The following is a 14,959-nucleotide window of genomic DNA, read 5'->3' on the forward strand; positions in this document are numbered from 1 at the left end:
TCGCGACCCGATACGATCCATCAGGTGGATCCCGTGACGAAGAAACGCGAATACCGAGACGACTACGACGACAAGACGCTGTACATCCCCGGCCCGACGGAGGTCCGCGACGACGTCATCGAGGCGATGACGGAGTCGCCGTTCGGCCACCGCATGGACCGGATGACCGACCTGTACACGACCATCGTCGAGGACACGAAGGAGTTCCTCGGAACCGACAACGACGTCGTCATTCTCACCGCCTCCGGCACGGAGTTCTGGGAGGCGTCGACGCTGAACCTCGTCGACGAGAACATCCTGGTGCCGACCTGCGGGAGCTTCAGCGAGCGCCACGCCAACGTCGCCGAGCGGCTCGGGAAGGACGTCGACCGGCTGGAGTACGAGTGGGGCGAGGCGGTCAAACCCGAGGACATCCGCGAGGTCCTCGAATCGACCGACAAGCACTACGACGTGGTCGCGACCGTGATGAACGAGAGCTCCACGGGCGTCCGCAACCCGATCGAGGAGATCGGCGACGTCGTCGCCGACTACCCGGACACGTACTTCGTCGTCGACGCCGTCTCCGCGCTCGGCGGGGACTACGTCGACATCGACGAACACGACATCGACGTCATCTTCGCGTCCACCCAGAAGGCGTTCGCGATGCCGCCGGGGCTCGCCGTGTGCGTCGTCAGCGACGACGCCTACGAGCGCGAGGTCGAGAAAGGGACCTCCTCGTGGTACGGCGGCTTCCGGCGCACGATCGACTACTACGAGCGCAAGGGCCAGACCCACTCGACGCCCGCGATCCCGATCATGTTAGCGTACCGCAAGCAGATGAAACACATGCTCGAGGAGGGCCACCGCGCCCGCGACGAGCGTCACCGCGAGATGACGGAGTACGTCCACGACTGGGCCGCCGAGCACTTCGCGATGTTCCCCGAGGAGGGGTACGAGTCCCAGACGGTCGCCTGCATCGAGAACACCCGGGGGATCGACGTCGCGGCGACGATCGAGGAAGTCAGCGAAGAGTACGACATGGCGTTCTCGAACGGGTACGGGTCGCAGCTCGGCGAGGAGACGTTCCGCATCGGTCACATGGGCGAGCACACGGTCGAGAGCGTGAAGGAGCTCACGGACGCGATCGAGGACGTCGCCGGGCTGTAGCGCGGCCGGACGCTTTTACATAAACGCGGTTACTCGTCCGACCGCGGCTCGACGAGGTCGATCCGGTACCGTCGCCCGCCGGCGTCCGTCTCCTCGACCCCGACGACGACGAACGAGTGGTCGCCGACGTCGACGATGTCGCCCGGCGAGAGCGGGCCGTCCGGTCCGGGCTCGCCGCGCCGTCGACGGTTCCGACGCGCCCGCCTCCCGTCCTCGCCCTCCCGCTCGCCGTCCACCGCGGCTGGTCCGACGCCGATGACGGCGCGCTCGGCGGCGACCGCGCGGGTCCAGAACGCGTCCGACGGCGGCTGCGGTTCCAACAGCGCCGCGAGCTCCTCCCTCCCGAGTCGCTTCATACGGGCCGGGTCACAGCCAGAGCAGTTGTGCGTGTCGGGTTTCGCCGACCTCGAGCACCGTCTCCTCGTCGACGAGCCCGGCCTCGACCGCGACGCCGACGGCCTCGCTCCCGACGATGTTCGCGACCTGCGCGCGGCCGAGCCCGGCGACGACCTCCTCGGCGCTCGCCTCGACGGCCTCCTCGCCGCCGTAGAACTCCTCGGTGACGTCGAGCGTCACGGCGCCGTCCTCGTACGTCTCGCCGAGGCAGTCCGCGTCGCAGACCGAGACGAGCCTCCCCTCCGCGGTCTCGCGCTCGCGGAGGAGCATCCTCGGGGCCCGGTCGCCCATCTCAGAAGCCCTCGGGCCCCTCGCCCTGGAGCTCGCGCTCCGGGGCGTCGGCCGACTCGCCGCGCTCGCCCGGCTGTCCGCCGCGGCCGCCCCGGCCGCCGCGGCCGCCCGCCTGTCCCCCCGGACCGCCGGCGCCACCGCGACCGCCCTGCCCGCCCCGCCCGCCCGGTCCGGGCGCCTGTCCGGTCTGTTCCTCGACCATCTGCTCTTCGGCCTCGCGGCGGATCTCGTCGGCGCGGTCGGCGACCTCCTCGGCCTGCTCGTGCTCGCCGGCCTCTTCGAGGGCGCGCGCCTTCTCCTCTAAGACGCCCGCGCTCCGGTAGCCGAGGCGGATCGCGTTGTCGAAGCAGGTGACGGCGTCCTCGGCGAGCCCGCGCTCGACCAGCAGGAACCCCCGGTTGTACCACGCCTCGGCGAAGCGCGGGTCGGTCTCGACGGCGCGCTCGGCGTGCTCGAGCGCCTGCTCGGTGCGGCCGAACTCCCACAGCGCGTACGCGAGGTTGGTCTCGGCGGTCGCGGCGTGCTCGGAGTCGTCGTCGATCCGCAGCGCCTCCTCGTAGGCGCCGATCGCCTCGTCGTACTCCTCTAACTCCGCGTGGGCCGCGCCCTTGTTCACCCACGCCTCCTGGGCCTCCAGCGAGTCCTCCTCGGCGAAGTGGGCGGCGCGCTCGAACGTCTCCGTCGCCTCTTCGAAGCGGTTGATCCCCATGTACGAGAGGCCGACGTCGATGAGCCGCTCGACGTCGATCGCGTCGCTCTCGACGTTGCGCCGGTCGAGGATGTCGGTCAGCACGCGGGAGTCGACGGGGTCGACCGTGTTCGGGTCGGCGTCGATCTCCTCGGGGTCGAGGGTGAACTCCTCGTAGTCGGCGTCGACGCCCTGCCCCGCGGAGAACTCGTGGCGGTCGCCGTCGCGTTCGTCGGTCATATACCCGGTTTTGACGGTCACGACGCGTAAGGGTTGCGTCGCCGACCGAACGGGGAGGTCGCTGTCGGCGACGGCGCGGCGAACGCCTCCACCGCTCCGGCCGAGACGTGCGCTCCCTCCGGCTCGGACCCCGCCACACCCGCAACCGACTTACGAATCGGCCGCGACGGGCCGGTATGAGCGAGCACGACCGGACGGCCGCGGTCACCCGCGAGACGAGCGAGACGACGATCGAGCTCACCCTCGCGGTCGACGGCGACGGCGACGGCGAGGTCGACACCGGGATCGGCTTTTTCGACCACATGCTGGCGTCGTTCGCCAAGCACGGTCTCTTCGACCTGACGGTCCGCTGCGACGGCGACACCGAGATCGACGACCACCACACCGTCGAGGACGTGGCGATCTGCCTCGGCGAGGCGTTCGACGAGGCGCTCGGCGAGAAGCGCGGCATCCGACGGTACGCCGACCGACGGGTCCCGCTCGACGAGGCGGTCGCGAGCGTCGTCGTCGACGTGGCCGGGCGCCCGTACTACGAGTTCTCGGGCGAGTTCTCCCAGGAGTCGGTCGGCGAGTTCACCAGCGTCATGGCCGACCACTTCGCGCTGTCGTTGGCGCACAACGCCGGCCTGACGCTCCACGCCGCGGTCGAGCGCGGCGACAACGCCCACCACGAGGTCGAGGCGCTGTTCAAGGCGCTCGCGCGGGCGCTCGACGACGCGACGCGGCTCGACGAGCGCCGCAGCGACACGCCGAGCACGAAAGGGGAGCTGTAGCGAAGCGCCCGCCCCGCGCGGTCGACCGGCGGCCGACCCCCGCCACCGCCCCGTTCCGACGGTTTAAATCGGGTCGGGACCCACCCTCCACCAATGCAACCGAGTTCGCTCTCCGGGCTCCCCGCGGGCGTCGGCGAGGCGCTCGAAGCGGAGGGCGTCGCCGAGCTGTACCCGCCCCAGGCGGCCGCGGTCGAGGCCGGCGTCGTCGACGGCGAGAGCCTCGTCGCCGCGGTGCCGACGGCCTCCGGGAAGACCCTGATCGCCGAGCTCGCCATGCTGTCGGCGATCGAGCGCGGCGGAAAGGCGCTGTACATCGTCCCGCTGCGCGCGCTTGCCAGCGAGAAGAAGACCGAGTTCGAGCGCTGGGAGGACCACGGCGTCACGGTCGGCGTCTCCACCGGCAACTACGAGTCGGACGGCGAGTGGCTGGCTACCCGGGACATCATCGTCGCCACCTCGGAGAAGGTCGACTCGCTGATCCGCAACGGCGCGCCGTGGATCGACGACCTCACCTGCGTCGTGAGCGACGAGGTCCACCTCGTCGACGACCCGAACCGCGGCCCGACCCTCGAAGTGACCCTCGCGAAGCTCCGGAAGGTGAACCCCGGGCTCCAGACGGTCGCGCTCTCGGCGACCGTCGGCAACGCCGACGTCATCGCCGACTGGCTCGACGCCGGGCTCGTCGAGTCCGACTGGCGACCCATCGACCTCCGGATGGGCGTCCACTTCGGCAACGCGGTCGACTTCGCCGACGGGAGCAAACGGGAGGTCCCCGTCGAGCGCGGTGAGGACCAGACCGCCCGGCTCGTCGCCGACGCGCTCGACACCGAGGAGGACGGGCAGGGCGGCTCCTCGCTCGTCTTCGTCAACTCCCGGCGCAACGCGGAGTCGTCGGCCCGGAAGCTCACCGACGTCACCGGGTCGCGACTCACCGACGACGAGCGCGACCGCCTCCGCGAACTCGCCGAGGAGATCCGGGGCGTCTCCGACACGGACACGTCGGAGGACCTCGCCGACGCCGTCGAGCAGGGGTCGGCGTTCCACCACGCCGGGCTCGCGAGCGAGCACCGGTCGCTCGTCGAGGACGCGTTCCGCGACCGGCTCATCAAATGCATCTCCGCGACGCCCACCCTCGCCGCCGGCGTCAACACCCCCGCCCGCCGGGTGATCGTCCGCGACTGGCGCCGCTACGACGGGGAGTTCGGCGGCATGAAACCCCTCGACGTGCTGGAGGTCCACCAGATGTGCGGCCGCGCCGGGCGGCCCGGGCTCGACCCGTACGGCGAGGCGGTGCTGCTCGCGAACGACGCGGACACCAAAGAGGAGCTGTTCGAGCGGTACCTCTGGGCCGACCCCGAGCCGGTCCGGTCGAAGCTCGCCGCCGAGCCGGCCCTCAGAACCCACGTGCTCGCCACCGTCGCCTCCGGGTTCGCCTCCACCCGCGACGGGCTGCTCTCCTTCCTCGACAACACCCTCTACGCGACGCAGACCGACGACGAGGGACGGCTCGCGGCGGTCACCGACACCGTCCTCGACTACCTCGCCGTCAACGGCTTCGTCGACCGCGACCGCGACGGCGGGAGCGAGGGCCTGACCGCGACCGGCATCGGCCACACCGTCTCGCGGCTCTACCTCGACCCGATGAGCGCCGCGGAGATGATCGACGGGCTCCGCTCGGTCGGGGCGTCCGGGAGCGCCGGGAGCGTCGGTGCGGGAGGCGACGACGAGGGGGAGTTCGTCATGACCGCCGAGGGCGACGGAGACACCGACGAGCCCGGGTTCGGGACGTACACGCGGGCCGGCAAGGAGGGCGGGGCGAACGACGACTCCGACGCCGCGAGCGATTTCGACGAGTCCAGCGACGACGCCGACGCCGCTCCCGAAGTCACCCCGCTCGGCCTCTACCACCTCGTCAGCCGCACTCCCGACATGTACGAGCTCTACCTGAAGTCGGGCGACCGCGAGGAGTACACCGAGCTCTGCTACGAGCGCGAGACCGAGTTCCTCGGCGACGTGCCCTCCGAGTACGAGGACGTGCGCTTCGAGGACTGGCTCGCGTCGCTGAAGACGGCCCGCCTGCTGGAGGACTGGGCGAACGAGGTCGACGAGGACCGCATCACCGAGCGGTACGGCGTCGGCCCGGGCGACATCCGCGGGAAGGTCGACACCGCCGAGTGGCTGCTGCGCGCGGCCGAGACCCTCGCGCGCGACGTGGAGGGCGTCGACGGTGACGTCGTCGTCGCGGTCCGCGAGGCCCGCAAGCGGATCGAGTACGGCGTCCGCGAGGAGCTGCTCGACCTGGCCGGCGTCCGGAACGTCGGCCGGAAGCGCGCCCGCAGGCTGTACGAGGCCGGCGTCGAGGGCCGCACCGACCTCCGCGAGGCCGATAAGGCGGTCGTGCTCGGCGCGCTCCGCGGCCGCGAGCGCACCGCCGAGCGCATCCTCGAACACGCGGGACGCGAGGACCCGTCGATGGACGACGTGCGGCCGGACAAGTCGGCCTCGGCGGCGGCGACCGCCGGCTCCGCGAGCGACGAGAGCGGCGACGGGCAGGCGAGCCTGGGTGATTTCGAGTGAGCGACGCTGAGGCCCTCGGCGACGACGGAAGCGACGGTACACCCCCCGACCCGCCGACGCCGCCGCACCGCCTCGTCCGCGGAACGGTCGCCATCGACGACCTCGACGCCTTCCTCGCTCGGCTCGACGCCATCGATGCCGAGACCGGCACGGTCGTGCAGGCGTTCGACGCCGACCTCGTCGTCTCCGACGCCCACCTCGGCGCCGCGACCCGCCTCGCCGCCCGGGCGATCGCCCGCGACGAGGCCGTCGCGCGCGACCCGGGCGTCGAGGTCATGCTGTACGCGGCCGGCCGCCGGCAGATCGACCGCGCGCTGACGCTCGGCGTCTCCGAGGGGGATCAGCGCGCGGTCGTGCTCGTCGCCGACTTCGGCGGCGTCCCCGGGGCGGGCCGACCCGCCGCGGACCTCGACGCGGCCGAGCGCGCGGTCGCGGAGCTGACGACCGACGCGGGCGCCGACGACGACGGGTTCGACGCGGACCGAGTCAGGGAGTTCTTCGACGTCTCCGACCGCGAGCTCGCGGCGACCGCCGGCGACCTGGCCGACGTGGTCCGCGAGCGCGTCGCGCTGCTCGACGTCGAGAAGTGATCGGGAACACGGGTGAACGGTTCGCATACCCCTTCGTTTCTACTGGAAACCGCAGTACGTGAGCGGCGTTTGATTCCAGGCGAAGGAACGCATCGAAGGGAACGTGGCGATCCACGCGAAACGGACCCCCGCAAACGAAACGGAGCGGGCCGCCACGGTCGAAGGAGGGCGAACCGCGAGAATAGTCCATCCTGGATTCGAACCAGGGTCGTTGCCCCCAGAAGGCAACAGGATTGGCCACTACCCCAATGGACTGTGCGCACTCACCGATAGCCTATGCGTGTTTGTAAGCGTTGCGCGTCGCCGGCCCTCTGTCACGCGTTCACAGGCGGAGACGGAGCGACGGACACCGCCGAGTCCACGGGCCGGTCCGGGTCCGCCCCCGCCGGCGGCGTCGATCGAGTCGGCGTTGATCGACGAACGTGCGTATATCGATGCGTTTTACTCGACTGAATAGCCACGAAGCTGTATGTACGTCGGACGATTCGTCGTCGTCGCTCCCGGAATCGGTGCCTACCGCGTCTCCTCCCGCTCGTTCCCGAATCGGCGCGTGCTCGACCGCGACGGGACGCTCACGGTGGGGCCGACGCCGGACGCCCCGGAGACCGACAACCCGTACGTCTCGTACAACTGCGCGCGAGCGGTTCGGACGCCGACGGACGAGCCGCTGGCGGTCGTCGGCAACGGCTCGCACGTCGACCCGATCGCGGAGAAGCTGGAGCTCGGGTACCCGGCGCGCGACGCGCTGGCGACCCCGCTGCTCGCGCTCGACTTCGAGAAGGACGACTACGACACGCCGCGGATCGCCGGCGTCGTCGGGAGCGAGACGGCGACGATCGGCGTCGTCCGCCGCGACGCGCTGCTCGTCGAGGCCGTCGACGAGCCGACGATCGTCGCCACCTACGAGACCGACAGCCCGGAGCCGTACGCGCTCGAAGCGGTGGAGGCCGACGCGCCGGACGCGGGCGCGGCGGCGAGCGAACTCCTCGGCGCCGACTTCGAGCACCCGGTGTGCGCCGCGGGCGCGACCGTCGACGGCGACGGCGTGACGCTGGCGTTCGACAACGGCGACGAGTAGGGGCGGCCGCGACGGGGGCGGCGGAGCCGCCCCCGCCGCTCCCCCACTCCCGCCTCCCGACACCCGCACCGACCGCCTTTCCGACTCCCGACGCCTTTTGCCCGCGGCGGTCGACCCCTTCCCATGGAGCGCGTCACCGCGGCCGACTACCACGACATCGCGAAGCCCGCCGACCCGCGGATCTCGCCCGACGGGGACCGGGTCGCCTTCCTGCGACGCCAGCCGACCGACGACGAGGCGTACGAGTCGACGGTGTACCTCGTCGACGTCGCGGGCGGCGACCCCCGCCGGCTCACGCTGGCCGAGGGCTCCGACGCGGAGCCGCGCTGGAGCCCCTCGGGCGACCGGATCGCGTTCACCTCGACGCGGGGCGCCGCCGACGACCGCCAGCAGCTGTGGGTGCTCCCGGTCGACGGCGGCGAGGCCCGACGGGTCACCGACGTCGTCGGCGGCGTCTCGGAGATCGCCTGGTCGCCCGACGGGGAGCGGATCGCTTTCACGCAGTCGGTGACCGCCGAGGACCGCGAGGAAGATCGGGACCTTTCGGTCCCGGAGGAGTACGAGCCCGAGGAGCACCCCAATCCTCGCGTGATCGACCGGACCGTCTACCGCTCCGGCCAGCGGTTCTTCGACGGTCGGCGCTCCGGCGTCTACGTCGTCGACGCGGACGCGGCGGTCGAGGGCGCGGCGGCGTCCGGCGCCGCCGAGGGCGTCGAGCGGGTGACCGACCGCGACGCCGACTTCGCCGCGCCCGACTGGGGGGACGCCGACACGCTCTACTTCGCCGAGGAGGTCGGCGACGATCCGGACGACTCGTCGGAGATCGCGATCCTCGCGCACGACTTCGAGACCGGCGAGACGGAGCGCGTCCACACGACGACCGGCTGGGGCGCCGCGATCGCGGCGACCGCGGACGGGCGAGTGGCCTTCACCCACGCGGAGCCCGAGCGGGTGTCGATGCGGCCGGTCGACCTCCGCGTCGTCGACCGCGAGACGGGCGCGGTGACCGACCTCACCGGCGAGATCGACCGCGGGCTCGGCGGCGAGGCCGCGCCGCAGTGGGGCCCCGACGACGCGACGCTGTACTTCGCGACCCCCGACGAGGGGAGGACGGCGCTGTGGCACGTCCCGGCCGACGGGAGCGCGGCCCCCGAGCGACTCGTCCGGCCGGGGACCGTCTCCGGCGCGACCGTCGGCGGCGACGACGGCGCCGGCCCGGGGGAGGTGACCGTCGCGTTCGCCGCCAGCGAGTCGGACCACCCGGGCGACGTCTTCGCGCACGACGCGTGGCGCGGCGAGACGGCGCGGCTCACCGAACTGAACGCGGAGTACCTCGCGGGACGCGAGATCGGCGAGCCGGAGGAGATACGGTTCGAGTCGGACGGGACGGAGATCCAGGGGTGGGTGTTGACGCCGTCGGGGTTCGATCCGGACGGCGAGGCGGTCGACGGGGCGAACGGCGAGACGGACGACGAGTACCCCCTCGCGGTCGAGGTCCACGGCGGCCCCCACGCGATGTGGTCGACCGCGGGGACGATGTGGCACGAGTTCCAGACGCTCGCGGCCCGCGGCTACGTCGTCTTCTGGTCGAATCCGCGCGGCTCGACCGGCTACGGCGAGGCGTTCATGCAGGCGATCGAGCGCGACTGGGGCGAGGTGACGCTCTCGGACGTGATGGCCGGCGTGGAGACGGTCGCGGAGCGCCCGTACGTCGACGAGACGAACGCCTTCCTCACCGGCGGCTCCTTCGGCGGGTTCATGACGGCGTGGACGGTGGGACAGACGGACTACTTCCGCGCGGCCGTCTCCCAGCGCGGCGTCTACGACCTCACCGGCTTCTACGGCTCGACCGACCGGGCGTACAAGCTCGTCGAGGGCGATTTCGACACGGTGCCCTCCGAGGAGCCCGGCTGGCTGTGGGAGCGGTCGCCGACGGGCCACGCCGACGACGTCGACACGCCCACGCTCTTGATCCACAGCGAGGACGACACGCGAACGCCGATCTGCACGGCGGAGCTGTACCACCGTATCCTCCGGAAGAACGGCGTCGACACGCGGTTCGTGCGCTATCCGCGCGAGGGCCACGAGCTCTCGCGCTCCGGTGAGCCCGGTCATATCGTCGACCGCATCGAGCGGATCGCCCGCTGGTTCGACGGCTACTCCGAGCACCACGACGCGCCGCGGGCGCTCGACCGCTCCGACGAGGAGGGGCTGAGCGCCGGGGGCGACGGGGATAGCGAGGAGGTAGGAAAGGCTGACAGCGACGGCGAGTAAGCCCTCACTCCCGGTCGTCCGGGTCGAACGCGTCGATCGCCGCGTGGACGCCTTCGACCCACTCGTCGAGCGCGTCGTGGAGCCGCTCTTTCGCCTCCGGGACCGGGATCGCGGTGTACTGGTAGACGTATCCGCCCGAGTCGAGCAGCCGGCGGCGACGCTCGACGAGCCCCTTGTCCCGCAGCGTCGACAGCGAGCGGTTCACGTTCGATCGGTCTCGGTCGAGCGTCTCGGCGAGCTCGGCGACGGTGCTCCCCGGGTGATCGAGCAGCGTCAGGTACGTGCGGCTCTCGTGGTCGCGGACGCCGAACACGCAGGAGAGCACGTGCTCGAACGAGGGGGAGACGTCGCCGACGAGGTCCTCGATCTCGGGGTCGCTCATGGGCGCCGTTCGACTGCGGTCGGGTTAAAAGTCGTCATCGGCGGCAGTCGGCGTCGAGCGGCGGATGCGGCGAGCGGACCCGGCCGAGCGCTCAGGCGTCGGGGTCGGCGTACCCCATCCGGTCGATACAGCCGCGCATCTCGTCTTCCTCCGCGTGCCGGTGGAGGTTCGTCGGCGTGTCGCAGTGGTACGTCTCACCGTCGTAGCGGAGCACGACCTCGTGGCGGCCGCCCGCGAGCTCGACGTCGACGAGGATCCGACGGCCGTCGTTGAGCGCGTCGATTATCTCGTCGGCCGACAGTTCGCCGGCCTCGACCCGGAGTACCTCGCTCATGGGCCTCCTTCGCGGGTCACCGAATTAAAACCGTGCGTGTCGCTCGCGGGGGTCACGTCATCGTCGAGTCGGGACCGCCCTCCGTCTCCGGGGGTTCGACGCCCTCCGCGGCGGCGACGTCGTCCGTGCGCTTCTCGGTCTCGACGTGCCAGCGGTCGATCTCCGACTCGTACTCGTCGAGGATCCCGCTCACTTCGGCCTTCAGCTCGTCGTCGTTGACGTTCACCTCGAACTCGAACGTCTCGCCGTCCTCGCCGCGGCCGACCTCCTGGATGTTGGCGCTGACGAGCTCGTTGTCGAAGTAGTACGGCGCCATCTGCGTCATCACCTTGCGGTACACCGTGTCCTCCACCTTTCGGAGCGCCTTGCGGCTGGCCGAGTCGGCCGCGCGGGCGACGTGGCCGATCGACTCGCCCCAGCTCTCCATCGCGCTCTCGGTGTCGTTTTCCTCGACCTTCTCGTAGGACTCGGTGAGCTTCTCGCCGGCCGTCTGGAGGTCGTCGCCCGGCGTCTTGCCGGCCTGTTCGCCCTCGCCCTCGGCGACGGACGCCTGCTCGGCGGTCTTCGCCGACACGTCCTCGTCGATGCGCTCGTGGGACTTCGGGCGCCAGTCGTCGAACTCGTAGAACGCGTCGCCGTCGGCGCCCGTCTCGCGGAGCGCCAACGCGATTCGCTCGCCGTGTTCGACCACGTCGCCCCAGTCCCCGCGCACCTTGAAGCCGGAGATGCTCTCTTCCATCGCGTGGACGCCCATACGAAACGAACGCGTATAAGTCTCTCCGACCTGACGTGAGCCCGCGCACGCCGGCGATGGTCCGCGGCCGGCGCTCTCCCGGCCTACTTCCCGTACGAGAGCCGGCGGCCGAGCGCGTCGACCCGGTCTTTGAGGTCGCTGAGGAACCCTCCCGGCGAGATCTTCCGGAACGACGACTCGTCGACCTCGATGCGCTCGCCGACGAACGGGTCGTGGTCGGCGCGCTCTTCCGGCTCCTTGCCGCCGTTCACCGCGCCCACGACGGTCGACATCGAACACCGTCCGCACGCCTCCGCTTGGATCTCCTCGTCGGACATGGGACTCTCTGGATAACGATCGTGTTCGACCGGCTTAAAACCCGGCGTCGGAACCGCTACGCCACGTCCTCGACCGGTAGTGTTCCTCCGGAACCGACCGACGCCGGCCCGACGACCTTTTTAATCGCTCCGTGGAATGAGTTCACATGGGATACCGCGTCGTCGACACGGACTCCGTGGAGCCGAAGCCCGATCGCCCCTGCGAGTGCCGGAAGCTCTCCGAGCCGGGCGGGCTGGACTTCACGGCGATCAACCGGTTCCGCGCCGAGCCGGGCGAGCAGCTCCCGCTCGCGTATCACTACCACGAGACCCAACAGGAGGCGTTCTACGTCCTCGACGGGAGGCTCTCGATCGAGACCCCGGAGGGGACCTACGAGGTGCCCGCGGACGACCTGTTCGTCGTCGACCCCGAGAGCCCGCAGCGCGCGTACAACGCGGCCGACGCCGACGGCCCCGTGACCGTGCTCGCGATCGGCGCGCCGCCCGCCGACGGCGACGCGGTCGCGTACGATCCGAACGATGAGTGACGCGGCCGGCGGCGGGGGGGACGACCGCCTCGATCCCGAGGAGCTGCCGGCCGAGATCCGCGAGGCGGTCCCCGACTACGACGACGAGTACCTCGACCGGGTCTCAGACCGGCTGATGTACAGCTACGACCTCGACGAAGACGTCGTCGTCGACGGCGAGCGGTTCGAGCTGACCGCCGAGATGCGGATGCGCAACCAGAAGCAGTTCCTCCACCCCGCGCTGAGCTACGCGGACCACGACGTGATGGAGTACCTGTTCGCCCGGCGCGTCGCCGCCCCGACGGTCGGGGAACTGGAGCGGCTCGTCGAGTTCGCTCACGGCGTCGCCGACGAGCGCGTCGATGGGAACGAACAGCACTACGGCACCGACGTCACGGTCGTGCTCGTCGCCGACCGGATCGCGAAGGACGTCGCCGAGTTCGTCGGCGGGTTCCGCGACCGGACGCTGCTGAAGTTCGGCTACTACGGCCACTACGAGGTGAACCTCGTCGTCGTCGCGCCCGACGAGGAGCGGCTCGTCGCCAGCGAGGCCGCGAGCAGCGCCGAGGCGCTCCGGCTGTGGGAACCGGTCGAGAAGCCGGACGACGGGATCTTCTCCAAGTTCGCGAAGCGGTTCTGGCGGTAATCGGAGCAAAAAAGAGATTTCGAAAGGCGAAACGGTACCGCGGAGCGGCGTCGCCCTCAGTCGTCGCTCGGCTCGGCCGCGGGCGCCTCGCCGCTCCGCACCGACCGGAGGTTCCCGACCCCGATCCGGACGAGCGACAGGGCGATGTAGATCAGCGCGAGCCCGAGGATCATCTGCGCCGCGGACGAGAGCTGCGCGCCGAGCGTGCCGGCGCCGCCCTGGATGAGGTTGACGTAGAGGTTGTTGTACAGCGCCACCCACGTCAGCCCGAGCACGGTGATCGTCACCATGATCGCCATCGGCACGCCGGTGGAGACGAGCTGCTTCGACTCGTCCCAGTTGGCGAGCCACACCGTCGCGGTCAGTAGCGCGAGCGCCGCGAGCAGCTGGTTCGCGCCGCCGAACAGCCCCCACAGCGTCTGCCACTGCCCCGAGATGACGAGGACGTACGCGATGCCGATCTGGATGACCGGGTTCGTGTACCGCCCGCGGGCGGCCGCTCCGATACCGCCGGAGAGCCCGGAGACGGTCATGCCGTCGTCCATGCCGACGATCTCCTCCATCATGTACCGACCGAGGCGGACCGCCGTGTCCGTGGAGGTGAGGAGGAAGCTCACCAGGACGAGCGCCATGAAGACGCTGCCGATGGCCTGCGGGATTCCGAAGCTGGTGAGGATGATCCCGCCGCCGGTCGCGAAGTTCGGCAGCGCGCCGCCGATGCCGCCGGCGGCCGCGTCACCGGCGAAGCCGGCGACCGCGAGCGTCGACAGCGCGAGGGCGCCGAGCAGCCCCTCGCCGAGCATCCCGCCGTAGCCGATCAGGCGGGCGTCGCTCTCCTTGTTGAGCTGTTTCGAGGTCGTCCCCGACGAGACGAGCGAGTGGAACCCGCTGATCGTCCCGCACGCGATGGTGATGAAAAGCAGCGGGAACAGCGGGAACAGGCCCGCCGCCTCGATCCCCCAGAACCCCTCGAAGACGCCGATCGAGGAGTCGATGACGAGCGGCTGGCTCGACGTGCCGAGGATCGTGCCGACGATGACCGCCAGCACGCCCCCGCCGACGCCGGTGTACAGCAGGAACGACGAGAGGTAGTCGCGCGGTTGGAGCAGCACCCACACCGGGAGCGCGCTCGCGATGCCGGCGTACACCATCACGATCGGGACCCAGCCGGCGGCGTTACCGCCCAGCGCCGCCGCGCCGGGGACCCAGCTCCCCGTGCTCCCGCTGAACAGGACGAACGTCCCCGCGGGGTGGCTCCCCTCGGCGAGCTCGAACAGCGCGAACGGGTACTGGATGCCGACCCAGACGCCGGCGAACACGCCGGCGACGAACAGGACCGTCCCCGGGACGAACGGCCCGTTCAGCTGGTAGAGGTACACCCCGAACGCGAGCGCGAGCAGGACGTAGATCGTGCTCGCGGTCGTCACCTGCGGGAACGCGTTGAACACGATCCCCACGACCAAGGCGAACACGGCGACGACGAGGATGATGGTGAGGAACGCGAACCACAGCAGCAGGTTCTTCCCCCGCTCCCCGACGTACTGCCCCACGATGTATCCGATCGAGCGCCCCTCGTGGCGGATCGAGCTCGACAGCGAGATGAAGTCGTGGACCGCGCCCATCAGCGGGTTGCCGATCGCGATCCACAGCATCGCCGGGACCCACCCCCAGATCGCCCCCGCCGTGATCGGACCGACGATCGGCGCGCCGCCCGCGATACTCGAGAAGTGATGCCCCAGTAGTACCGGTTTCTTCGACGGTACGTACTCCTGTCCGTCCTCGTACTTGTGCGCCGGCGTCTCTCGCTCGTCGTCGAGCTCGACGAACCGCGAGAGGTACCGCGAATACCCCATGTATCCGACGGTGAACGTTCCGAGGACCGCGACCATTATCCATATTACGTTTGTCATGAGTAACCCTGCCTCACAAACGCGGTTTGGAAACAGCGTATTAAGTATTATCTTCAA

General features: G+C 70.6%; 16 protein-coding genes. 8 read left to right on the plus strand and 8 right to left on the minus strand.

Annotated elements, in window-relative coordinates; genetic code table 11:
- Nucleotides 1-33: 33 nt before the first annotated feature.
- Nucleotides 34-1,146: a pyridoxal-phosphate-dependent aminotransferase family protein gene (locus FGM06_RS07180; RefSeq protein ID WP_144798419.1), complete on the plus strand. Its 1,113-nt coding sequence runs from the start codon at nucleotides 34-36 to the stop codon at nucleotides 1,144-1,146.
- Nucleotides 1,147-1,175: 29 nt separating this feature from the next.
- Here FGM06_RS07180 and FGM06_RS07185 read toward each other — a convergent pair whose 3' ends face one another.
- Genes FGM06_RS07185 through FGM06_RS07195 form a run of 3 tightly spaced genes read right to left on the minus strand, consistent with a single transcriptional unit; the run spans nucleotide 1,176 to nucleotide 2,761 of the window.
- Entirely contained in the window at nucleotides 1,176-1,502 is a 327-nt protein-coding gene (locus FGM06_RS07185) for a hypothetical protein (protein ID WP_144798420.1), read from the minus strand.
- Nucleotides 1,503-1,512: 10 nt separating this feature from the next.
- Nucleotides 1,513-1,812: a DUF424 domain-containing protein gene (locus FGM06_RS07190; RefSeq protein WP_144798549.1), complete on the minus strand. Its 300-nt coding sequence runs from the start codon at nucleotides 1,810-1,812 to the stop codon at nucleotides 1,513-1,515.
- Nucleotides 1,813-1,834: 22 nt separating this feature from the next.
- Nucleotides 1,835-2,761, minus strand: coding sequence for a tetratricopeptide repeat protein (locus tag FGM06_RS07195; protein ID WP_144798421.1), 927 nt, complete (start codon nucleotides 2,759-2,761; stop codon nucleotides 1,835-1,837).
- A gap of 176 nt (nucleotides 2,762-2,937) precedes the next feature.
- On the opposite strand from FGM06_RS07195, the gene hisB reads away from it, so the two are divergent.
- From hisB to FGM06_RS07225, 5 genes are all read left to right on the plus strand, one after another.
- The gene (gene hisB, locus FGM06_RS07200; RefSeq protein WP_144798422.1) at nucleotides 2,938-3,534 is read left to right on the plus strand and encodes an imidazoleglycerol-phosphate dehydratase HisB; all 597 of its coding nucleotides are present in this window, start codon (nucleotides 2,938-2,940) and stop codon (nucleotides 3,532-3,534) included.
- Between the two features lie 93 nt (nucleotides 3,535-3,627).
- Nucleotides 3,628-6,111, plus strand: a complete 2,484-nt coding sequence (locus FGM06_RS07205) for an ATP-dependent DNA helicase (RefSeq protein ID WP_144798423.1) — start codon at nucleotides 3,628-3,630, stop codon at nucleotides 6,109-6,111.
- Entirely contained in the window at nucleotides 6,108-6,701 is a 594-nt protein-coding gene (cgi121, locus tag FGM06_RS07210) for a KEOPS complex subunit Cgi121 (RefSeq protein WP_144798424.1), read from the plus strand. Before FGM06_RS07205 ends, cgi121 begins: the two co-directional genes overlap by 4 nt.
- Before the next feature lie 469 nt (nucleotides 6,702-7,170).
- Nucleotides 7,171-7,779 (plus strand): IMP cyclohydrolase, encoded by a 609-nt coding sequence (locus FGM06_RS07220; RefSeq protein WP_144798425.1) that lies wholly within the window; start codon nucleotides 7,171-7,173, stop codon nucleotides 7,777-7,779.
- Nucleotides 7,780-7,902: 123 nt separating this feature from the next.
- Nucleotides 7,903-10,053 (plus strand): S9 family peptidase, encoded by a 2,151-nt coding sequence (locus tag FGM06_RS07225; RefSeq protein ID WP_144798426.1) that lies wholly within the window; start codon nucleotides 7,903-7,905, stop codon nucleotides 10,051-10,053.
- Nucleotides 10,054-10,057: 4 nt separating this feature from the next.
- Here FGM06_RS07225 and FGM06_RS07230 read toward each other — a convergent pair whose 3' ends face one another.
- From FGM06_RS07230 to FGM06_RS07245, 4 genes are all read right to left on the minus strand, one after another.
- Entirely contained in the window at nucleotides 10,058-10,435 is a 378-nt protein-coding gene (locus FGM06_RS07230) for a helix-turn-helix domain-containing protein (RefSeq protein ID WP_144798427.1), read from the minus strand.
- A gap of 91 nt (nucleotides 10,436-10,526) precedes the next feature.
- Nucleotides 10,527-10,769 (minus strand): hypothetical protein, encoded by a 243-nt coding sequence (locus FGM06_RS07235; RefSeq protein WP_144798428.1) that lies wholly within the window; start codon nucleotides 10,767-10,769, stop codon nucleotides 10,527-10,529.
- 52 nt (nucleotides 10,770-10,821) lie between these two features.
- Complete coding sequence (locus tag FGM06_RS07240) at nucleotides 10,822-11,508, minus strand: DUF5828 family protein (protein ID WP_144798429.1); 687 nt, start codon at nucleotides 11,506-11,508, stop codon at nucleotides 10,822-10,824.
- A 98-nt stretch (nucleotides 11,509-11,606) separates the two neighbouring features.
- Complete coding sequence (locus FGM06_RS07245) at nucleotides 11,607-11,840, minus strand: hypothetical protein (protein ID WP_144798430.1); 234 nt, start codon at nucleotides 11,838-11,840, stop codon at nucleotides 11,607-11,609.
- Nucleotides 11,841-11,986: 146 nt separating this feature from the next.
- Here FGM06_RS07245 and FGM06_RS07250 point away from each other — a divergent pair, with 146 nt between their 5' ends.
- A complete protein-coding gene (locus tag FGM06_RS07250) occupies nucleotides 11,987-12,367 on the plus strand; it encodes a cupin domain-containing protein (protein WP_144798431.1) in 381 nt (126 codons plus the stop codon).
- Nucleotides 12,360-12,992, plus strand: a complete 633-nt coding sequence (locus tag FGM06_RS07255; RefSeq protein ID WP_144798432.1) for a hypothetical protein — start codon at nucleotides 12,360-12,362, stop codon at nucleotides 12,990-12,992. The genes FGM06_RS07250 and FGM06_RS07255 overlap by 8 nt, the downstream gene beginning before the upstream one ends.
- A 56-nt stretch (nucleotides 12,993-13,048) precedes the next feature.
- Here the strand turns inward: FGM06_RS07255 and FGM06_RS07260 are convergent, their stop codons facing one another.
- Complete coding sequence (locus FGM06_RS07260) at nucleotides 13,049-14,902, minus strand: carbon starvation CstA family protein (protein ID WP_144798433.1); 1,854 nt, start codon at nucleotides 14,900-14,902, stop codon at nucleotides 13,049-13,051.
- Nucleotides 14,903-14,959: the final 57 nt, after the last annotated feature.

This window comes from Halorubrum depositum (assembly GCF_007671725.1).
In the GTDB taxonomy this organism is placed as follows: domain Archaea; phylum Halobacteriota; class Halobacteria; order Halobacteriales; family Haloferacaceae; genus Halorubrum; species Halorubrum depositum.